This is a genomic window from Aequorivita marisscotiae (assembly GCF_029814825.1).
Lineage (GTDB): Bacteria > Bacteroidota > Bacteroidia > Flavobacteriales > Flavobacteriaceae > Aequorivita > Aequorivita marisscotiae.
This window is the reverse complement of sequence record NZ_CP122379.1, coordinates 2,492,638-2,514,390: the sequence shown is the minus strand read 5'-3', so window position 1 is coordinate 2,514,390 and position 21,753 is coordinate 2,492,638. Positions and strand designations below refer to the sequence as shown.

At 37.4% G+C, this 21,753-nt stretch carries 19 protein-coding genes; 5 read left to right on the top strand and 14 right to left on the bottom strand.

What is annotated here, in order from left to right; genetic code table 11:
- Nucleotides 1-78 precede the first annotated feature (78 nt).
- Nucleotides 79-1,620: a YifB family Mg chelatase-like AAA ATPase gene (locus QCQ61_RS11365; RefSeq protein WP_279447765.1), complete on the bottom strand. Its 1,542-nt coding sequence runs from the start codon at nucleotides 1,618-1,620 to the stop codon at nucleotides 79-81.
- Nucleotides 1,621-1,929: 309 nt separating this feature from the next.
- On the opposite strand from QCQ61_RS11365, the gene QCQ61_RS11360 reads away from it, so the two are divergent.
- The 3 genes from QCQ61_RS11360 (at nucleotide 1,930) to QCQ61_RS11350 (ending at nucleotide 4,174) form a co-directional block, all read left to right on the top strand.
- Complete coding sequence (locus tag QCQ61_RS11360; RefSeq protein WP_279447764.1) at nucleotides 1,930-2,673, top strand: DUF6345 domain-containing protein; 744 nt, start codon at nucleotides 1,930-1,932, stop codon at nucleotides 2,671-2,673.
- Between the two features lie 23 nt (nucleotides 2,674-2,696).
- Nucleotides 2,697-3,734 (top strand): hypothetical protein, encoded by a 1,038-nt coding sequence (locus tag QCQ61_RS11355; RefSeq protein WP_279447763.1) that lies wholly within the window; start codon nucleotides 2,697-2,699, stop codon nucleotides 3,732-3,734.
- 98 nt (nucleotides 3,735-3,832) lie between these two features.
- Complete coding sequence (locus QCQ61_RS11350) at nucleotides 3,833-4,174, top strand: Kazal-type serine protease inhibitor family protein (RefSeq protein WP_279447762.1); 342 nt, start codon at nucleotides 3,833-3,835, stop codon at nucleotides 4,172-4,174.
- A gap of 21 nt (nucleotides 4,175-4,195) precedes the next feature.
- Here the strand turns inward: QCQ61_RS11350 and pgi are convergent, their stop codons facing one another.
- The 10 genes from pgi to QCQ61_RS11300 form a co-directional block, all read right to left on the bottom strand.
- Nucleotides 4,196-5,764, bottom strand: coding sequence for a glucose-6-phosphate isomerase (gene pgi, locus QCQ61_RS11345; protein ID WP_279447761.1), 1,569 nt, complete (start codon nucleotides 5,762-5,764; stop codon nucleotides 4,196-4,198).
- 15 nt (nucleotides 5,765-5,779) lie between these two features.
- Complete coding sequence (locus QCQ61_RS11340) at nucleotides 5,780-6,685, bottom strand: N-acetylglucosamine kinase (protein ID WP_279447760.1); 906 nt, start codon at nucleotides 6,683-6,685, stop codon at nucleotides 5,780-5,782.
- A gap of 3 nt (nucleotides 6,686-6,688) precedes the next feature.
- Entirely contained in the window at nucleotides 6,689-7,684 is a 996-nt protein-coding gene (gene gap / locus QCQ61_RS11335) for a type I glyceraldehyde-3-phosphate dehydrogenase (RefSeq protein WP_279447759.1), read from the bottom strand.
- Between the two features lie 58 nt (nucleotides 7,685-7,742).
- Nucleotides 7,743-8,726, bottom strand: coding sequence for a 6-phosphofructokinase (gene pfkA, locus QCQ61_RS11330; protein WP_279447758.1), 984 nt, complete (start codon nucleotides 8,724-8,726; stop codon nucleotides 7,743-7,745).
- A 238-nt stretch (nucleotides 8,727-8,964) separates the two neighbouring features.
- A complete protein-coding gene (tilS, locus tag QCQ61_RS11325; RefSeq protein WP_279447757.1) occupies nucleotides 8,965-10,269 on the bottom strand; it encodes a tRNA lysidine(34) synthetase TilS in 1,305 nt (434 codons plus the stop codon).
- A 12-nt stretch (nucleotides 10,270-10,281) separates the two neighbouring features.
- Nucleotides 10,282-10,986, bottom strand: coding sequence for a DUF3307 domain-containing protein (locus tag QCQ61_RS11320; protein WP_279447756.1), 705 nt, complete (start codon nucleotides 10,984-10,986; stop codon nucleotides 10,282-10,284).
- Between the two features lie 5 nt (nucleotides 10,987-10,991).
- Nucleotides 10,992-11,678: a fumarate hydratase gene (locus tag QCQ61_RS11315; protein WP_279447755.1), complete on the bottom strand. Its 687-nt coding sequence runs from the start codon at nucleotides 11,676-11,678 to the stop codon at nucleotides 10,992-10,994.
- Between the two features lie 133 nt (nucleotides 11,679-11,811).
- Nucleotides 11,812-13,113: an anthranilate synthase component I family protein gene (locus QCQ61_RS11310; RefSeq protein WP_279447754.1), complete on the bottom strand. Its 1,302-nt coding sequence runs from the start codon at nucleotides 13,111-13,113 to the stop codon at nucleotides 11,812-11,814.
- Nucleotides 13,113-13,655: an NADPH-dependent FMN reductase gene (locus tag QCQ61_RS11305; protein WP_279447753.1), complete on the bottom strand. Its 543-nt coding sequence runs from the start codon at nucleotides 13,653-13,655 to the stop codon at nucleotides 13,113-13,115. The genes QCQ61_RS11310 and QCQ61_RS11305 overlap by 1 nt, the downstream gene beginning before the upstream one ends.
- 86 nt (nucleotides 13,656-13,741) lie before the next feature.
- Nucleotides 13,742-17,188, bottom strand: a complete 3,447-nt coding sequence (locus tag QCQ61_RS11300; RefSeq protein WP_279447752.1) for a M36 family metallopeptidase — start codon at nucleotides 17,186-17,188, stop codon at nucleotides 13,742-13,744.
- Between the two features lie 194 nt (nucleotides 17,189-17,382).
- Here QCQ61_RS11300 and QCQ61_RS11295 point away from each other — a divergent pair, with 194 nt between their 5' ends.
- Nucleotides 17,383-17,916 carry an RNA polymerase sigma factor gene (locus QCQ61_RS11295; protein ID WP_279447751.1) on the top strand — a complete coding sequence of 178 codons (534 nt, stop codon included), beginning with the start codon at nucleotides 17,383-17,385 and terminating at the stop codon, nucleotides 17,914-17,916.
- A 6-nt stretch (nucleotides 17,917-17,922) separates the two neighbouring features.
- Nucleotides 17,923-18,717 (top strand): anti-sigma factor, encoded by a 795-nt coding sequence (locus tag QCQ61_RS11290; RefSeq protein ID WP_279447750.1) that lies wholly within the window; start codon nucleotides 17,923-17,925, stop codon nucleotides 18,715-18,717.
- Between the two features lie 216 nt (nucleotides 18,718-18,933).
- On the opposite strand, the gene QCQ61_RS11285 is transcribed toward QCQ61_RS11290, so the two are convergent.
- From QCQ61_RS11285 to QCQ61_RS11275, 3 genes are all read right to left on the bottom strand, one after another.
- A complete protein-coding gene (locus QCQ61_RS11285; protein ID WP_279447749.1) occupies nucleotides 18,934-20,211 on the bottom strand; it encodes a tetratricopeptide repeat protein in 1,278 nt (425 codons plus the stop codon).
- A 93-nt stretch (nucleotides 20,212-20,304) separates the two neighbouring features.
- Entirely contained in the window at nucleotides 20,305-20,931 is a 627-nt protein-coding gene (locus QCQ61_RS11280) for a DUF4331 family protein (RefSeq protein ID WP_279447748.1), read from the bottom strand.
- A 29-nt stretch (nucleotides 20,932-20,960) separates the two neighbouring features.
- Complete coding sequence (locus tag QCQ61_RS11275; protein WP_279447747.1) at nucleotides 20,961-21,647, bottom strand: DUF4331 family protein; 687 nt, start codon at nucleotides 21,645-21,647, stop codon at nucleotides 20,961-20,963.
- Nucleotides 21,648-21,753: the final 106 nt, after the last annotated feature.

Genomic DNA, 21,753 nt, shown 5'->3' with positions numbered 1-21,753 from the left:
TTTTAAAGATAGTGCGGGAAGTTGGCTTCAATCTTAAAAATAAGTTAAAACCTACTTTAAAAAGATGTAATAAGTAATTTACCCAAACCATCCATCCCGATCCAAACTTCTGTATTGAATAGCTTCAGAAATATGATTGCCGTTAATTTCTTCGGAAGCTTCCAAATCTGCAATGGTGCGAGCCACTTTTAAAATTCTATCATAGGCACGGGCTGAAAGATTCAATCGTTCCATCGCAGTCTTTAAAAGTTGAAGTGAAGCCTCATCGAGCTTGCAAAATTTTCGAATTTGCTTTACGCCCATTTGGGCATTGTAGTGAACATTTTCAGAATCCATAAAACGTTCTGACTGAATTTTTCGGGCGTTGGAAACCCGCTCCCGAATAACTATACTGGCTTCACCGCGACGTGCATCACTCAGTTTTTCAAAAGGCACTGGTGTTACTTCAATATGTATATCAATTCTATCTAAAAGTGGGCCCGAAATTTTACTTAAATACCGCTGCATTTCTGCTGGCGATGACATTACAGGCGCATCGGGATCGTTAAAATATCCTCCCGGACTTGGATTCATACTAGCCACTAACATAAAACTGGAAGGATAGGTTACTGTAAACTTAGCCCGCGAAATGGTTACATCGCGATCTTCTAATGGCTGCCGCATTACCTCCAAAACCCCACGTTTAAATTCGGGTAATTCATCTAAAAATAACACGCCATTATGTGCCAAACTAATTTCTCCAGGTTGTGGATATTGCCCTCCTCCAACCAAGGCCACGTCGCTTATGGTATGATGTGGACTGCGGAAGGGTCGCGAAGTCATAATGCCTCCTTTTTCCGTTGTACGTCCAGCAACGCTGTGAATTTTTGTTGTTTCCAAACTTTCCTGCAACGTCATCGGTGGTAAAATACTCGGCAGTCTTTTAGCAAGCATCGTTTTACCTGAACCAGGCGGTCCGATTAAAATTATATTATGCCCACCTGCAGCAGCAATTTCCATACAACGCTTTATAGACTCTTGTCCTTTTACATCTGCAAAATCGAATTCGGGATGTTCCAAATGATTGTAGAATTCGGCTTCCATATCCACTTCAATTTTGGTCAACGGAATGTTTTTATTAAAAAAATCAATTACTTCTTTAATATTATCAATACCAAAAACGTCAATTCCTTCTACGATAGCAGCTTCTTTTGCATTTTGCTTCGGAAGAATAAAGCCTCTAAACCCTTCTTCTTTTGCTTTTAAGGATATTGGCAATGCACCCCGGATGGGTTGTAAGTTTCCATCTAAAGACAATTCGCCCATAATAATATATTCCGAAAGTGGATTTAGCTCGGCAATTTGTCCCGTTGCCACTAATACGCCCATTGCCAAAGTTAAGTCGTAGGCCGAGCCCTCCTTCCGAAGATCTGCGGGCGACATATTTAATATAAGTTTTTTTCCGGGAATTTTGTAGCCGTTGTTTTGTAATGCTGCTGCAATCCGAAAATTGCTTTCGCGAATGGCATTGTCCGGCAAACCAACCAAATGATAGCCTACGCCAATATCTACATTTACTTCAACCGTAATTGTTGTGGCTTCAACGCCAAAGACTGCGCTTCCGTATACTTTTGTAAGCATAGTAATTTAATTTTTGACTTGAAGGGGAGATTATTGAAAGTAAGGTACTAATTTTTTGCGAATTACTATTTTAAAACCGCATTTACCCATTATTTACAACGAAGAAATAGGAATTTTCCTGACTTTCTTTCAGGGAATTACCTATTTAAAAAATAGGATTTAACCTATTGATAAACAGTGTTTTAACTTCTATTGTCCGAAAGATTCTTTTTTATATTTGCCGAGATTGAAACGTGAAAAGTTTCAAATTAATATTAACAACTTAAATACAAACACATTATGTTCAACCAAATTTCAAAAAATTCAAAATTGATTCTAGCTGTTAGTTTCGTTTTGATATTTAGCACAATTTCCTTTTCAGGAAGCCGCAAAATTGGCGGTTACGTAGATCAGGCTGAAAGCCGGTTTGTTAGAAATGTATGGAATTTTATAAAAAATTTCCAAAGCCCGAAAAACATTGGTTCCCACAGTTGGCAATACGAACAGTATTATTGGGCCGAACCATATGAATTTACCACTTCGCACCAAAATTATGTAGATGCTATGGATTTAGCCTATGTAGCTGGCCACGGTAATTATCATTACATCCAAACCAATCAAAGTTTGGGCTTGGGAGTAAACCTAAAAACAGTACCCCAATACGGAAACTCGGGAGACGATTTAGAATTTATGATAATTGAATCGTGTTACACGGTATCTTCGCGACCCGAAAAATCTAATTGGTGGAGCGATTATAATGCAATGTTTGGTGGCATGCACCAATTGGTTGGTTTCCATACACTAAGCCATTCCGACAATGGAATACCTAACAACTACGCCGGTAAGCTTAAAAATAATGGGGCTGTTTGGCAATCATGGTTTGATGCTGTTGACGAAGAACGCTTCTGGATTTTTAATCCTTCATATTACGACCCACAATACGGGAGCAATTATCCGTATCCGGGATTGGCAAGTGTAATTGTAGGCAGAGGTTGCACCAATGACAGACTGGGTTCCTATGCTAGCGATCCCGCGCCAGGAACCGGAGGAATGTACACTTACTGGCAATATTAATAATAAATTAAAAAAACTACACAATGAAAAAATCATATAAAACATCGTTATTTACAATTGGAACCATCGTGATTTCAATATTTACAATGTCTTCATTTGTAAATAAAAAAACAACCCCTATTAAAAACCTTACTGTTGCGCCTACTGCATATAAAAACCTAATTACCTATCAAGAGGGCGATATGTATGTATATTCTACATCGGCAGTTAAGCCAGAGAAGATGAAAAAATTTCAGCAAGTTGCTGCAAAAAGTATAGCCGCCAAAGGAATGGTACCATCTTCTATAAAGGAAGTTTTAACCTTTAGCGAAAAAGACCCTTCTGCGTTTTACGAGCAAGATCTAAAAAGCGGTACTTTGTCTTTCAGTAAAGGAATGGATGGCTATTACGAAAAAGCCAGTATCCGGTTACCGGATCCAGAAAAAGCAAAAGATATTTCGCTTTCTTTTCTTAAAGAAACCGGACTTGCACCTGCCAATTTAAAAGAACTGAAAATGATGCATTCTGGTGGTTTACGCGCCTCTGCTGCTGGTTCTGAAGAAGTAATGGTTGTGCTGCGTACAATTACCTATGGTAGAATGTTAAATGGAGTGCCTGTATATGGCGCGGGTTCAAAAATTATCGTACACGTAGGCAATAAAGGTGAAATTGTAGGTGTAAAATCTAGATGGAAAGAAGTGGAAAAAACTTCAAGTAAAGCTGTTGGCAAGTCGTCATTAAAAAATGCAAAACAAGCCGAAATGGAAATGCAACGCCAACTTATGAAGGACTACGGAAAAGAAGCTAAATTTAAAATAAAGGATATGTATTTGGCATATTACGATGGCGGAAAAAATTACATTCAACCGGCATATTTCTTTCAGGTAGATATAATGTTGCCAAAGGTAAAAGAAAGCCCCAGCATTACCTTCGATTACATTGGGATTGTTTCTGCTCTAAACAATCCGCCAGAGGCAATTGCCGCGGCTGAGGAATCGCCACAAGCACAGAGAATGATTAAGAAAACGTCTTTAAAAGGATCGCGAATTTCAAATCCGAAAAATAAAAACGACATAGATTAATTATTGTTTCAATTTAATAATCATCTAAAAACTATCAAGTTACTACCTGGCAAAAGCTAATTTTTGTAACTTGATAGTTCTTTTATAAATACGATAATATGAAAACTAAGCAAAAAATATTCATCTGTTTCGTACTGTGTACCGTGAGTGTATTTCTATTTAGCTTTTCGGGATGCAACGACGGAAAACAAAATACCGTAACCGTAGAAACTCCACAAACCCCAGAACCGCCAGAAGGTTATGAGCAACCAAAAGCTCCGGATTCCATTCCATTAAAAGACTTAGATAAGGATTGTTACGAAGAAATTACCAAAACATACAAAATAGCCTGCCCAGATTTATACGATCCAGTTTGCGGCTGCAATAATAAAAACTACAGCAATAGTTGTGAAGCGGAACGTGCAGGAATTAAAAAATGGACAAAAGGAAATTGCAAATGAAAAGCAGTCTAAAATACCGTGCTATTTCTCAACTATTTTTGAAACAAGATTTTTTGTAGAAGCGTTTTCCAACAGCGATAATTGTTGATTTTCAATAGCTTTTAATGTAGTTTTTGCAACTGTTTTTCCTAACTCCACTCCCCATTGATCGTAACTAAAAATATTCCAAATAATTCCTTGTACAAAAAGTTTATGCTCGTATAAAGCAATTAAACTTCCGAAATTCTTGGGCGTTAATTTCTTTATTAAAATTGTATTGGAAGGTTTATTTCCTTCAAAATGTTTAAAAGTGCTTTCAACGGTCTTTAACTGGGTGCCTTCCCACAACGCTTCAGTTTGCGCAAACAAATTCGCCATTAAAATATTGTTATTTTCAAGATTGCCGTGCAAGGGTTCACTAAAACCAATAAAATCTGTTGGAATTAATTTTGTACCTTGATGTAGCAATTGAAAAAAAGCGTGCTGCGCATTGGTACCCACACTGCCCCAAACAATAGTGCCGGTTTGATAATTTACATTTTCGCCATTTCTATCAACACTTTTACCGTTACTCTCCATCACGGCCTGTTGTAAATACGGAACAAGTTTATGTAAATAATGCGAATACGGAACCACTGCTTCGCTTTCGGCTCCAAAAAAATTATTGTACCATACCGAGAGCAGCGCCATTATTACAGGTATATTTTTTTTAAAGGGTTGGCTTTTAAAATGTTTATCGGCCTCAAAAGCACCAAAAAGCATGGCTTCAAAATTTTTAAAACCAACGGCACAGGAAATAGATAGTCCCACTGCACTCCAAAGCGAAAACCTACCACCAACCCAATCCGGCATGGGAAAAACATTGTCTGCCGAAATACCAAAATCCATTGCTTTATCAACATTTGCCGAAACAGCGACAAAATGTTTTTGAATATCGTCTTTAGATGTATTTTCTAAAAACCAATTCCTAATTACCGAAGCGTTCACCAACGTTTCCTGTGTTGTAAAACTTTTTGAAACAATTATAAAAAGTGTAGTTTCAGGGTTTAACCTGTTTAGTTTTTCAGCAACTTCATCGCCATCTATGTTTGCGATAAAATGAACGTTTAAATGGTTTTTATAACACTTGAGAGCTTCGGTAACCATTTCCGGCCCCAAATGACTGCCGCCAATACCTACATTAACAACATCGGTAATAGATTTTCCTGAAAAACCTTTATGCGCGCCACCAATAATTTTTTCTGAAAAGTATTGCATTTTTTGCAGCGTATCCTTTACCTCGGGTTTCAAACTATCAAAATTGCGCAAGGCGGTGTGCAATACTGCTCGATCTTCGGTTTTGTTAATTTTTGCTCCCGAAAACTGTAAGTCTATGGCTTCTTTCAACTTTACCTCTTCGGCCAATTTTAACAAGAGTGATATGGTTTCATCGGTTATTCTATTTTTGGAAAAATCGAAATAAAAATCTTGCCATTCAATTTTAAAGCGATTGGCCCTTTTGCCATCTTCAGAAAACACCTGCTGCATTTGATGTTCCTTTATATTTTGGTAGTGATTTTCAAGCGCTTTCCAAGCTTCAGTTTTAGTAGGATTTACGGCGGGTAATGACATCTTTAATTTGCGGGTTTAGATCTGTGATTTTAAAATGCTATCCTTATAATATTCAATGAGTCCATCTATGGGACGCTGCACAATGTTTCCGAGTTCAAGATTGTATTCATTAAAACAATCCTTAATTATATCTTTTGAAAAATGAGCTATTGAGCCTATAAAATGAATGGGCACCTCGCGCGCATTTTCGAAACACAGCACCCTACATTCAATAAATTGTGTAATGCCTTCTTTAATTAACTCGTAAAAATATGGGTTTATTTTCTTTGCACCGGTTTTGGATGTGTCAAAATTAAGTAGGTGCTCGGGCTGTGCAAAAATAAATTGCGCAAAAGAAGCCAAATATGCATTTGGATTTAGTTTTTTGTACAAATTCATTTTAATTTCATCTGCATTTAAATTGAAGCATTTTTCAAATTCCAAAGCAATTTCATCTGGCATGCGGCGGTAAAAGTAATCGCGGATTAATCGCTTTCCGAAATAATTTCCGCTAGCTTCATCCATTAAAATATAGCCCAATGATGCAATTGGCGCGTGAATTTCGGTACCATCAAAGTAACAACTATTGCTGCCTGTACCTAAAATACATACAATTCCAGGTTTAGTAGTGGCAGCGTAAACCGCAGCTGCCAAATCTTCGGCAACGCTTACTTTTGCTTTCGGAAAAAGTGTTTGTAATACTTCTAGTAAAATAGTTCGCGGAGAAATGGTTCCGCATCCCGCGCCATAAAAATTCAGGATTTCAATTTGCTCAAAAACATTTTTTAGATCTGTATTTGAAGCAATGCGAAGCAGTAATTCGTCTTTGGGAACCACCGTAGGATTTAATCCTAAAGTTGCTGTTTTTAAGAGCACGTTGCCAGACTTATCTAGTAAGACCCAATCGCATTTGGTAGAGCCACCGTCGGTTATTAAAATCATAATCTATATAGTTGCAATATGTGCTGCCAAATCTACAAGTTTTGCGGAGTAGCCATATTCGTTGTCGTACCAGGCCACTAACTTAAAGAAATTATCATTAAGCGCTATACCTGCATTTGCATCGAAAGTACAAATATAGGGGTCCGAAATAAAATCTTGCGATACTACGGGATCTTCAGTATAATTTACAATTCCGTTATATTCATTGTCAGCTGCATTCTTAAAAAGGGTCTTTATTGCATCGTAGGTTGTTGGTTGTTTGGTACGGACAGTTAAATCTACTACAGATACATTTGTAGTTGGCACCCGGAATGCCATACCCGTTAGTTTACCTTCTAGCTCCGGAATAACTTTGGTTACGGCAATTGCGGCACCCGTACTTGTAGGAATTATATTGCTGAGTGCATTTCTTCCGATCCTGTAATTTTTCTTTGAAGGCTGATCTACGGTAGCCTGAGAGGCTGTTACGGCGTGTACAGTAGTCATTAAGCCTTCAACTATACCGTATTCATCATTTATTATTTTGGTTAATGGCGCAAGACAATTTGTAGTACAAGAAGCATTTGAAATTATTGTATCAGTTGGTTTTACATTTTTGTGATTAACGCCCATAACGAACATAGGAGCTGTTTTTGAAGGTGCAGAAATTATTACCTTTTTTGCTCCTGCTTTTAAATGTGCCGCAGCAGAATCTACTTCCTTAAAAATACCGGTGCAATCTATTACAATTGTAGCATTAACTTCGTCCCATTTTAGGTTTTCGGGGCGTTCTTGTGAAGTTACGCGAATTTTATTTCCGTTAACCCATAGTTCTTTATTCTTTACCGCTACTGTTCCAGGGAATTTTCCGTGTACGGAGTCGTATTTTAATAAATAAGCCAGATGTTCTACATCCAGTAAATCGTTTATGGCTACTATTTCTATATCCTCCCTTGTGGCTGCTACTCTAAAGACTAAGCGCCCTACTCGGCCAAAGCCATTAATTGCTATTTTTATCATATATGTTTTAAAATTTTTATTATTGAATTTATAAGTGCTTTTAATTTATAGCACTTAGTTAGATTGAAATAATGTCGGCAACGCGAATTAATTCTTCATCAATGGCATTACTTCCTTTTATGGCTTCCGAAAAAGGTACCGAAACTACGCTATTGTGAACAATACCAATCATAACATTCGTTTCTCCCCGTAAGAGGGCATCAACTGCTCCAACGCCCAACCTGCTCGCCAGTACCCGATCGTAACAGCTGGGTGAACCACCACGTTGGATGTGGCCTAGCACCGTAACTCTTACCTCGTATTCGGTTAAATTTTCTTCTATGTATTTTGCGAGTCCAAAAATATTTTTTCCGGCTTCATCCCCTTCAGAAACAACAACTATACTCGAAGTTTTGCCAGATTTCTTACTTCGGCTTAACGATTCCAACAATCGCCCACGCCCCATATTTTGTTCCGGGATTAAAATTTCTTCCGCTCCTGCTCCTATACCTGCATTTAAAGCTATATCGCCAGCATCGCGCCCCATTACTTCTACTAGAAATAGTCGGTTGTGCGAATTTGCAGTATCTCTTATTTTATCAATAGCTTCTACCACGGTATTTAAAGCCGTATCGTAACCAATGGTAAAATCTGTTCCATTAATGTCGTTATCAATAGTGCCTGGAATGCCAACAACAGGAAAATTGAATTCGCGCATAAAGGCCGAAGCTCCCGCAAAGGTACCGTCGCCACCAATTACTACCAAAGCTTCAATGCGCTCATTTTTTAAGTTGCTATACGCTTTTTTTCTACCTTCTTCAGTTCTAAAATCCTTAGAACGTGCAGATTTTAAAAAAGTACCTCCACGGTTTATAATGTTCTTAACCGTACGTGGCCCAAGTTCTTTAAAATCGCCTTCTATTAAACCTTGAAAACCCCGATAAACACCAATACAGCTTAATTTGTGATACGCACAGGACCTAACCACAGCTCGGATTGCGGCATTCATTCCAGGTGCATCGCCACCACTGGTTAAAACTGCAATTTTAGTTGGTTTTTTCATAAAGTGAAAGTTACTATTATTGTTTGAAATTATAAATGATATTAATCACCAAAAATACGTGTTAGTACGTATAGTATAAAACGCAAGGCTAACTTATATTTGAACCATAGAATTAGTGGATAATGCACGAAGCAATATTTTTTGTGGGGATAGAAAATATTCTTGGTGCACTTAAAGTTTACTAAGTTAGGTTTGTTAAAGAATCCCAGCCGTTTTGGTTGGGATTCTTGTTTTATAATTAGTTAATTAGCGAAATTTTCAAAATATCTTTGGTGTCTTCGGTTATCTTAAAACGGTCGTCCATTCTATACCCAATTATCCAAACAATACGCCCTCCGCTTACGAGTAACCATATATTTTCCTTATCTGTAATAGCGACTTTTTCATCTTTAAAAAATTTACTCAGCTTTTTTTTACCTTTCATTCCAAAGGGTTGAAAGTTATCTCCACTCCTCCACTTTCTAATTTTTAAGGGAAATTTTAGTGTATCGGCAGCCACGTAAATTAAATTTTTTTCAGTTTCACCAATGTATTTTGAAGATTCAATTTTTAATTTAATTGGCGAATCAATACCCGATTTCGAAACCAAAAATTCTGTAGAGGGAACATTAGCTGGAATTTCAGTCAATACCAATTCTTCTCTATTTTTAAGCAGCCTATGGGTTTTTGAAAAAACTTGCTTCCCTGTTTGTGCATCGAGCAGATCTGAAACATCGTCCCATTCAGTAAAGCCAAAGCTGTTTAATAGCTCATAAAGTAGTGCTTCGGTATGTGGCAAATCCTTTAATTTCTGAATGTTTATTTTATACGAATTATTTGTTTCGGTAACTACCAAATTATAGATTAGCGCCATATAATCTTCAATTAAATTACGCGAAGTTTGCAGGTTTTGTTGTGTTTTCTGAAAATTTTTCAATAACGAACCACTCGTTTTTTTGAATTGTGGCAAGACCTCTAAACGAAGTCTATTCCGTAGATAATCTGTTTTTTTATTGCTACTGTCTTCGCGCCACTGTAGACTGTTCTTCTTTGCATAATTTAGAATTTCCTCCCTCGAAAAATCCAGTAGCGGGCGTATAATTTTATTATTTATTCTTGGAATTCCGGTTAATCCGTTAATACCTGTGCCTCGAGAAAGATTGATGAAAAATGTTTCCAAATCGTCATCTAAGTGATGGGCAGTCAATAAATAGTCGTATTTAAAGTTATTTAAAATTTCTGCAAACCAAGTGTACCGAAGGTTGCGGGCCGCCATTTGTGTAGATACTTGATGTTCTTCAGCAAATTTAATAGTATCAAAAGTTTCTGCAAAAACTGGAATTTCCAATTTATTTGCCAACCCAATTACAAACATTTCATCGCTATCGCTTTCCTTACCACGGAGCGAAAAATTGCAATGCGCCAGAGCAATTTCTAGATTTACTTTTTTTGTTAAATGGGTTAAAACAACACTATCTAACCCACCGCTGCAGGCAATGAGCAATTTTTTTCCTATTAAAAATGGAAACTTATTTTTTATACTTTTTTCGAAGCGAACAAACAAAGTTTTAAAGGTTTAAAAGAGATTAATAACAATACCGGCAATAACGGCAATTCCGAAGCTGAGCATCGTTCCAATGAGTACGTATTCGGTCTTTAGCGTTTCGTTGTTGCCGTAGCGCAAAATAGATTTGGCAGCAATTAAAAATCCAACCGCCGAGTACTGCGAAACGATGATAAATGTCAGGGTTAAAATTCGTTCCAAAACCCCGATTACCTTGCCTGCATTGGGCATTTCGTTATCGCTACTCACCTGCACATCTGTGGCTTTAAAGACTTCTTTAATAAAAATATTTGCGGGTTTTAAACACACAAGATATCCGGTAATTATCAATAAATATTTAAAATTAATTGATATTTCTACCGCTGGATTTATACCGCGCCATTTATGGAATAAAACTACAACCAACGCAATTATAATCAAATGAATGGCTTGATCTATAAAATATGCATAACGGCCAAAATAGCTGCTATTGTTTAGATAACGCTTAAAACCGTCTAATAAAAAGTGTGTAAATGCGATGATTGCAGCAGCAAAAGCAAAATCTACTTGTAACGAAAAAAGCCAAGCTAATGCAAAACAAGCCAGTGCGTGCCAGTAAAGAAAAGAACTTTTAAATCCTATAGTATTTTTTTGTTGCGCAAGTTTGTCTGTTTGAAAAAAGTAGTCTAAACACAGATGTGCAATAAATTGAAGCAGTAATAATTTTTCTAACACCATAGTTTCTATTTTGAAATTACCATCTTAAAATAGTTTACTGCTTCATCAATAGCGTTCCAGCCAACACTAGTGGAATGTTGATTGACGGCAGATTGTCCAATACCTAATTGTTTGGCTATTTCGTCTTCTTGGTTTTTCATCAATTTTAAATATAAAACCTCGCATTGTCTGGCAGTAGCTTTACTGAATAAAACATCTAACAGGGCAAGTAAAGGTTGAAAGTTTTTATTTAAATCTTCGTTTTTCGAAGCAAAAAACAATGTGTTTTTTATAACTATCCGCTCCTTATTATAGGTAGTTTCGCCACTAATTTCACGACCCGATAAATAAATTGCTTCGCCATCAATTATCCCTTCTTCGGGATTAAATCGGCTTAGTTCGCCATATCCTATGGCTAACCTAATTCCATGGATTTTAAATTGTTTTACGCGGTTGTCGTGCTCCTTATAATTTTTAGCATCAATGGGTATTGCCTTTACAAAACTTTTAATGGCGAGCGCTACTTGTAGGCCGTCTGCCGCATTTGGAACTACACATTCTAAATAATCTCCTTTAATAAGGCGACCGTAAATATTAAATTCACGCGTTAATTCGCTTAGCAATCGTTTTAAATTTTCTGCAACAAACTGGTTGTCGGCGTTGCTTAAACTGGTAGATGAAACTATATCTCCAGATATTACTGAATAATTCATTTTGAACTAAATTTATTCAAATATATGAATTTATTAGCTTTTTTACTAATAAAGTATATTTATAAGTTTAAAGACTAATAAAGCGTATTTATTAGCTTAATTACTAATATAGTTTAATTTAAGTAGAAAACAGTTATTCTGAACATTTTAATACTTCCCGCATTGCTTTTGCTTTAAGCAAGCACTCTTCATATTCCTTTTCGGGTATCGAATTACCGGTAATTGCACTACCCACCGAAAAACTGATGTATTTTTTAGTTGCATTGTAGAGTATGCTTCTAATTACTACATTAAAATCAAAATCTCCCACTGGAGAAAAATAGCCAATTGCACCACTGTATAAGCCGCGTTTGGCGTCTTCAATTTCTTCAATAATTTGCATTGCAGAAATTTTTGGTGCGCCCGTCATACTGCCCATCGGGTAGGTATTTCTTAAAATCTCAACGCTCGAAAAATCAGTTGGAACGCTACAACGTACTGTTGAAATCATTTGATGCACTTGTTCAAAAGTATAAATTGCGCAAAGTTCATCTACGGTAACACTTCCCTTTTCGGCAATGCGCGACAGATCGTTACGCACCAAATCTGTAATCATTATATTTTCGCTGCGTTCTTTTGGGTCTTTGGCTAATTGTTGCGCCATTTGTAAATCATCAGCTTTGTTTTTTAACCGTTTTGCAGTGCCTTTAATTGGTTGTGAAATTACGCTGTTTCCTCTTTTTTTAAGATAGCGTTCGGGAGAGGCTGAAAGTGCATAAAAATTATTCAGTTTTAGAAAAACCGAAAAAGGCGGTTTTGAAATTTTATTAAGTTGAAGAAAGGTTTTTAGCGGGTGTATTTTAGCGTTACTGTCAAAAAACTCTTGACAAATATTTGCTTCATAAATATCGCCGCGTTTAATATGTGCAAGCGTTTTTTCTACTTTCTGGATATAGCTATCTTTTGATGTGCGCATTGTAATTTTAACCGGTTCTAAATCTTCATTTTCATCGGGTACTGCTACAGTTTTAAGAATGGATGCCCAGTCTTCTTCAATCTCATCGGCAACCATATTTAAATAGTGAACCTCAACACTGTTCTCAGAAAAAAGAAATAGCTTTTTTGGTTGAAAAAAATACAAGTCGGGAAAGCCAAGCCCATCAAAATTATTAGAATATAGCTTTTCCACATCGTTTTTTAAATCGTAAGTAAGATATCCAAAAATCCAATCTGCGGTTGTGTTCTGGTATTCTTTTAAATTATCGAAAGCGTTGTGAAAATCTGTTTTAAGTGCGGTAAAAGCATCTACGGCCAAAATAGCTTGATGGGTTTGATGTTTTTGAACATAGTGGTTACTATCTAACCAAACAACCTCATCAAACTGCTGCGCCCAATATAAAAGGCGTTCTTTACTAGCTTCCGTCAACGAAAAAGAAAAATTCTTCAGCGTTCGCATTATTGTTGAATTTGATGTGCAAAATTTTGAATCACATCATTAAAACCGAGTAGCAACACTTCGTTTGAAATTTCTTGTGAATCTTCCGAAAAATTCTCAGAGAATGAAGGAATACTAAAACTTTCAACAACGGTACCTCCAAATCTCGGCAATACGTTTTTAGTGTATTCTAAAGCTGAAGCGCCTCCACGTTTTCCATTTGAAGTACTCATTAACAAGATTTTCTTTTCGCTCAAAAATTTTCGATCCAATCGCGAGAGCCAATCTATAAAATTTTTAAAAAAGGCCGAAACCATTCCGTTGTGTTCATTTACAGAAATTACTAAAGCATCGGTTTCCTTTATTTTGTTGTATAGAATTTTTAAATCTGCCGGATAGCCCCGTTCGCGCTCTAAATCTTCGCTGTAGAGCGGCAACTGATAATCTGTTAATTTTATTAATTCGGTTGTATGGCCCGCCAATTTTGAGTAGGCATAACTAACCAATTTATGGTTGAGGGATTTGCTGTAATTACTCCCTGCGAAGAATACTATTTTTTTCATCTGTCAAAGTTATTGAAAAGGATGGTATGAAAAAACCCGTGTCAAATATATTGACACGGGTTTTTGAGTATTATAAATATTTGAAATTATTGTTTTACAATACGTTTTACAATACTTGTATCTGCTGCATTTATTTTAATAAAATACATTCCTGTTGCAAGATTTTCAACAGAGAAATTGGTTTCTATTCCAGTCTCTGTTAAGTTAACGGTCATAATAACCCTACCTTTTACATCAGTAATAATGGCATTATTTAGCTGTGTAGTAGTTTTATTGAGCAAGGTTAGCTCGCCAGTTGTTGGGTTAGGATACAGTAAAATGTTATTATAAAATTCATTGTCACCAATTCCCAAAATCTCATCCACCGTAACTGTAAAAGTACAATCGTCCGTATTGCCGGCACCGTCTGTTGCCGTCATTGTGATTGTAGTAACGCCTGGATTTAGCATAGTTCCCGGAGCTGGGTTTTGGGTAATTGCAGGATCTGGGCAATTATCGGTTGCCGTTGCGTCGCCCGTATAATCCGGCAATGTAAATTGAGTTCCTTGAGGTATTTCAACTACAAGATCTGCTGGACAGGTAATAACTGGATTTTCGGTTTCAGCAATTACCTCAGCAATAGTGCGTTCGGCTGAACAACCTGGTGTACCGAGGTTTATATCGCTATTGGGAGTTCCAAAATCGGCAGGTTCACAAGTACCAGACCAATCTGCAGCGGTATTTGTATCGCCAACTCTTCTAAAGGAATCTGAACCACAATCTGATACCAACGAAGCGCCAACACCAGTCCAATCTAGATCGGCAGCCGTAATATTGTGACCGCTAATCGTAATATTTAAACCGGCGATCTGAGCGGCACTGAAATTCCAGAAAACAGAATCCACAACGTTACCATTTCCGTCAATTATAATAATCCAACCGGTTCCGTCATTATCCCACCAGATATTATTTCCCCAATAGCCAGAACCACCATCGTCATTAAAGTCCACTACGGAGTTTGCACTCATATTACTCAGCGTTTTAACCACTGAATTCATTGCATTAATATTATTATAAGGCTGTTCGCTTACAGCAACTTTATAACCAGAATAGTCTGTGGCAATACCTACATTTTGTATTTCTAATCTGTCTGGGGTTTCCAAACTAATTTCAGATATAACTAATTGCGATAATGGTCCGGGAGCGCTTTCCTGTGCATATACATTAATGCTTCCCGTTGGTGTAAAAGTGTACGATTCGCCTTCAAAAAGAAAGTTACCTCCAGTTGGCGCATCAAACCATCTTATTACGTTACCAGGATCATTTGGGGTAGCTGTTACGGTTACTGGATCGCCAACACAGAAATCTAGAACTCCTGTAGTAGTTGGACCAGCGGGTACGGCTAGAACTTCAATTGTATCGGTAGCAGACGAAGCTACGGAGCATGGCCCCGAAGGAACGTTATACGTAATGGTATGAACGCCAACGCCAGCAGCGCTTGGATCAAAGGTAAAAGTACTTCCGTTACCGTTATCGGTAACTCCTGGGCCACTATAAGTACCGCCATTTGGAGCGCCACCACCTAAATCAGTAAGAACTTCAGACGATGCACAAACTTCTTCAAGAACCGATAATGTTGCAGTTTGGGAAGGCGTGTCAAAAGCTTGTGTTCCGTCGCTTCTACTTCCAGATGAACCTTGACTTGCACTATATCCTAAGCCTCTTTTTGCAAATGCATCCCATAAAAGACAAACGTTTGCGCCACCGTATAGCGCTTGGTCTGCTGCTAAAATTGCATCGCGACCATCTACAAAACCGGGGCTACAAGGCTGTAATTTCATCCCTTCAATAACTAATGCCAAAGCTTGAATATTTCCAGCATCTTGGTTTACATCTCCAGTAAAGTTATAAATGTCTGCATCAAAGCCGTGTTCATCTATCAATGCCCATGTAACTTCCCATAACATTTGTGCCCATACAGACCCTACACCGTGGGGCACAGCGGCCGTTTTAATAAAGTCGTAAGTCTGAGGGTTTACACCCATATCTGTACTGTAGGGATAATCGCGAATACCACCACCTCCTTGGCCTTGACCAAAGAGATATGTTCCTACTGCTCTGGAGTCTGTTCCTAAATCACCAGGTTCAATCGTCATCAATACTCCAAAGAAATCACTCCAGCCTTCACCCATTTGTTCTGCATTCTGCAAACAACCTGAAGCTCCTGGTCCTCCCGTTAAACGGTTTGAGATACCATGGCCATATTCGTGAATAATTACAAGGTTGTCATAATCGCCGTCTTTATCGCCGCAGATATACATCTGCATAGTTGGATTTCCGCCATCTGGTGGCGTACCAAAATTTGCATTACACGTACCAGAACCGTCTTGTGCTTCAGCATTTACCGAATCACTGCCCTGGCCTCCATTTCCGTAGTTATTTTCTTGAAAGTTACCGCCAGCTTCATCAAAACCATATTGATACATTACATCGTGAATAATGTTATTCATATAAAAAAGATTTGTGATTGCCGCATCTTCATATTGGTTTGCATTGGTATAAATCTGGCTAAAAGGATAGCCCGTAAACTCTAAACCTGCACCCGCATCAGGCTGGTAACCTGGGTTGTTACCGTCTTCATATGCATTCGCGTTATTTCCACGAGTTGTGGTATATTCGGCACCAGCAACACCATCAGTATCATGCCACCCAAAAGGAGAAGCAGTAGCATTTGCCGGCGCAACCTCAATGGTTCGAGCTCCGTAATACGGACTCTCTAGCGGCAGTGCAAACACTTCGTAGCATTCTGTACAAGCCGCTGTAGACTCTTCAACAACAGCTTTGTAATTTGGAATATCGAAAAGGTTGGCATTAAAATTCAATTCCTTTACGTCATTGCTATGATCATGGTGCATTGCACAACTAACCATCCAATTCGCTTTGTTTACAATAGCTCCGGTATTGGCATTAATCCTTAAACTCCACCAATCTTGCTGGCTTTTTTCTTGAATTGAAATATCCCAAGTTAAAACCAACTCATTATTATCGGTTATGGCATACATTAACTTTGCAGGTATAGCACTCAAAGAAATACCGCCAGTACTCAGCAGTGTTTCCCTATTAATGCCCTTAGCTCCGTTTAAAACTGAAAGCGATTCAGAAATAGTGTAATTTAATGTTCCCGCCGCAGCCTGTACCGCCTGAATAGCCGTAAGCGCGGGTGTGTTTGAACCTATTAATTTTTCTGAAGTGTTTTTTATGAATTTACTGTCTTGGGCAATTACACTACCATTGGAAGTAATATGAATGCTGGATTCAGTACCGTAAATTTCAATTCCATTAAATAACTGTCTGTAATACACATGCTGAATTCCACTTGTTTTACTTAGACTTTCACTCGTAACTTGCCACTGCGCATCTTGAGGCAATAATTCATTTTGTTCCAAAAAATGACTTAGTTGATTGTTGATTGCTTCAGTAAAATTTTGTGCAACCATAGTGCCCGAAAATACGAGCGTCATTGCCAGGAAAATACTCCAGGTAATTTTTTTCATCTGTCTGTGTCGTTTAGATTAATATATATCTTAAAATTTTAAGAATGGTAAAGCTATTAAAAATTAATTTTTCCACAACATTTTATTAAGATTCAGATAACATTTAACACACATGTGCTTAAAAAAATGAATTTTCACCCACTTCATAGTTTAATTAATAATTTCGGTACATTTACAAAAAAAAATGCGGTTTTATGGAACAACCCAATGATCTCATTATTGAGATGCAAAACGGAAACGAAAAAGCGTTTTCCCGATTATACACAATGTACAGTGAAGCCATCTATGGCATTATTTACAGTATTGTTTTAGACGAAGAAACAGCAGAAGAGCTTTTACAGGATGTCTTTATTAAAGTATGGAACAATGCTGCATCTTATAACGTAAAAAAAGGACGCTTTTTTACCTGGCTTTTAAATATTGCCCGTAATACAGCCATTGATGAAACACGTTCCAAAGCATATAAAAATGCAAGAAAAAACCTAAGTACAACAAACTTCGTAGATATATTATCATCTGCTGATAGTTTAAACAAATTAACCAATTCCATAGGTATAAAAAAGTTTGTTGATGCCCTAAAACCTGCTTGTATAAAGATTATAGATCTTTTGTATTTTAAAGGATACACACAAGCAGAAGCTTCAAAAACACTCGAAATACCTTTAGGAACAATAAAAACAAGAAACCGAACCTGTATAAATGATTTACGGGTAATGGTCTTAGGATAAAAAATTATGAACCCCGAAGAAATTATAGCATCCGGCAATTTAGAAATGTACGTCTGTGGCGCTTTACCCGAAGACGAAGCTGTAGCGGTAGAAAAAGCCATTAAGGAATTTCCCGAAGTAAGACGTGAAGTTGAACTAATTGAGAAATCGTTAATACATTTAGCCGAAACTGTTTCGCCACCAGTACAAGCCATGACCTGGTCGTATATTTTGGAAAAAATTAGAGGAAATACTCATTCCGGAGACACTAAAGTTAAACCGCTCAATTGGCCAGCAATAACCGGCTGGGCAGCCGCGATTTTATTTATGGGTGGAATTATGTGGATGCTTAAACAATCTAGCGAATTAAACAACTCATTGAATGTAACAACTGTTGAAAATACAATTTTACGTGAAGAAAAACTTAAAGCTGAAAATCAATTAGCCGAAAATACCGAAGTGCTCGAGGTATTACGATCTAAAGATTACCAAGCCTATACCCTACCTGGGAACCAAGCCGTTGCTCCCGAAGCTTTCGCAAAAGTATTTTTAAACAAAAAAGAAAATGTAGCTTATATAGATATAAAAGGCTTGCCTGCGCCTCCTCGCGGTAAAGTATATCAAGTATGGTCGCTAAAAATGGAGCCTCTAACACCAAGCAGTGTAGGTTTAATTTCTGCGGAAAGCAAGATAGGCGAGGGAATTTACAAGTTTGTAAATTTTCCAGATCCTGAGGCATTTGGTATAACGCTGGAGCCTGAAGGGGGTAGTGAAACACCAACGCTATCGCAACTATATACTTTAGGAATGATAACTATTTAAAAAATATAAAGCATTTTTTAATTGAAGAAATAACAAGGCTCGCTTTCGCCATATTTTACAATTATAAAAGAAAAAGCGTCGGCTAATTGCCGACGCTTTAACTAACAAAAAAACGCTAAAACTGGTATTTCCAGTTTTGTTACATCTACCAATCTAATGGTAGATAACCAACCTCTACTTTATATACGAATTAAACCGCAACTTGGTTTTTTTATACTAAAGTTTCGAAATTGCCTTTGCAGTTACCGGGCCCAATTCATAACCTGCACCCAATAGTTCCTCTTTAAAAGAGGCTACTTTTTTGTCCATTCCGTTGGCTTTATAAACTAATGCAGCGTTAAAAAGTGCCTTGGGTTCTGACGTTTTGCCCGCTACCTGTTCTTCAATGGTTTTTAAAGCAGCTTCCTTCTGCCCCGCTTTTAATTGTGCATACGCCAATAATTGGTAGGTTTCTGGAGTAGCGCGATTATTCACCTCTGTTTCAGCTAACCGCAGGGCCGTTTCTGGTGCAGTTTCGGCGTAAAGCTCAATTAAATAAGCATTGTACATTTCGCCATAATTTGTATTCTCGGTGGCTTTTAAAAACAATTGGTTTTGCCTATTTACTTCCGAAGCATTTCCTTCAAATGCAGCGATTTCAGCTTTTAACAAATGATAATCCGGCGCTTTATGATTCACCATAATAGAATCTAAAATACGATTTGCTTCTTTAGGATTTTTTTCAAAAGAATATACCATCCAAGCTATTTGCTTTTTCGCATAGGCATTATCGGGTTCCAATTCTAACGTTTTTAAATAACTGCTGTACGAATCTTTTAGGCGGCCCGCGTGGCCGTAGAAATCGCCTATATTACTATAAATCCACAATTTTAATGCTTTGTTGTTTCGTTGCTCTGCAATTTGTTGCGCTTGTTCCAGATATTTTATAGCGGCGTCCAGATTGCCGTTATGATCGCTCCATTTAGCCAAACGAATAAGGTAATTAAAATCTTTTGGATCTTTAATATTTCCCAATAATGTATCGGCGCTTTGATAATTACCCAGTTCCATTGCAACATCAAAAAGCATCATTTCAGTTTCTTTTCTATTGTCCGGGTATTTATACGCACTGTCTAACAATTCCTGAGCTTCCCGAAACCTGTGTTGCGAAATATAATTGTGTGCCAAACTTCGCAAATAAACATCTTTATTTCTGGCCGAAGTGCGCAATGACTTTTCAATTAGCTTTTCAGAAATTTTTAATTCTGAAATATCGCCCGTATTTCCAAAAAGGGCGCCATGAATTCCAGACAACCGGGTCATTTCCATTAAATGTGTAGAATCATCTTTAAAGCGATTCTGCCAAAACTCTAAATCTGCTTTAATAGCATCCAAAGAGGGTGTATTACTGGTGATTAAATATGCATTGTAATCTTTACTGTTAGTAATTTTCTTTGGTTTGTCCTGACAAGCAAAAAATAAGATCGCAACGAATAATGTGATTATTTTTTTCATAATAAAATACAGTGTTTTAGGCTAGTTAATATTTACGCTAAACCAAAAAAGAGAACCTAAACGGCTCTCTTTTGTGATAGTAGGTTATTTTTATTAAAAAGGACCGGCCAAATATGGAAAGCTAGTAGCGAAAGCTACATCGTTTGTTGGCACGCCATCGCTGGTTAAACCAGGATTTTCGGTTCCGTCTGCGCCCCCAAATATGAGCAATAAGGATATATCTATTACATCATCACTCAAAGCTCTACCCGTTAAAACTTCGGTTCCGTTAAAGTAAGTGGTTATTCCGGATTGCGCTAACCAAAGTACATCATTAGATAATACAGTTGTAAATACTTCAGCATTTAAACCAAGTGCATTGCTTGTGTATCCAGGATTTAATGCCAATAGTCTAGCTTCAAATTTATTTTGGAATGCCACCTGCATTTCTGAAGGCACCGTTACATTAAATGCATCTTTAAAACCTTCGGTTCCAAAAACGGTGTTTATACCCGGACGCCCCATTTGATCTTCCTGTTTGTAGGTTCCGCTAAAATCTAGCACCACGCCACAGGGTTCGCAAGTAGTTCCCCCGCAATCAATTTCTGTTTCATCGCCGTTTAAAACTCCGTCATTACACGTTTCTTGCATTATAACATTATCGTCGTCATCAGAACATTGTACAAACAATAGTGAAGCGGTAAATAAGGCAAATAGAGTTATATATTTATAAGTTTTCATTTTTTTATATTTTTTATGGTTAGCAATTTTTATTGTTTTCTTTTGGCTTCAACCCACACATTATACATAGGTGTAGATGGCGCAAAAGGATTAACACCAGTAGTTCCCGCAGGTAGCATAGATTTTGGAAATTCCACAACCACGCTTAACACATTAGTACCAGCAAAAGTATCTGTACCTGGATCGTCAAAACTGCTAGCTGTACCTGCTAACACTTCGTTGTATTTATTAAAGTCGAAGAAAAAAGGATCTTCACGAGGTCCAGCAAAAAACTTCATCCCGTTCTCTTCCGTAATTTGCACATCGTCTTTTGTAGAAATTTTTACACTTCTTCGAGTTGAAGTTGCAATGGTGCTTTCTAAACCTTGCATTGCTGGTGCAGAGGGCCCAAAGAAATACATAGAATCGCCTCGCTTAATGGCTTGTATCACCAAGTCTTCCTTTAAGTCGTTATCCACGTCTATATTAAATTCTAAAAGTACCGTTTCGTCAAATTCAGCTTGATCGGTAGGTTGGCCAGGAGGTAGTAGTCCTTGAACGTTTGCTACAAAAACAAAGTTATTTGAACTCTCCCCTTCAAAGGCATAAAAGTCGGTAATATCTGCGGTGGTACCCGCCACTGCAGGCGCATCAATATGATCTGCGGATATTAAAAATATCGATAGTGCGGCTACGCCCAATCCACCGATTACTGCTAAAAGTTTTGATTTTTTCATCTTTTTTGTTGGTTTATATTATTTATTTTTACTTGTTCGCTTATACTTACGTTTAAATGTAAGTTCATGGTTTCTTAAGTTGCGTTAATCTTTTGTTAATGCTAAA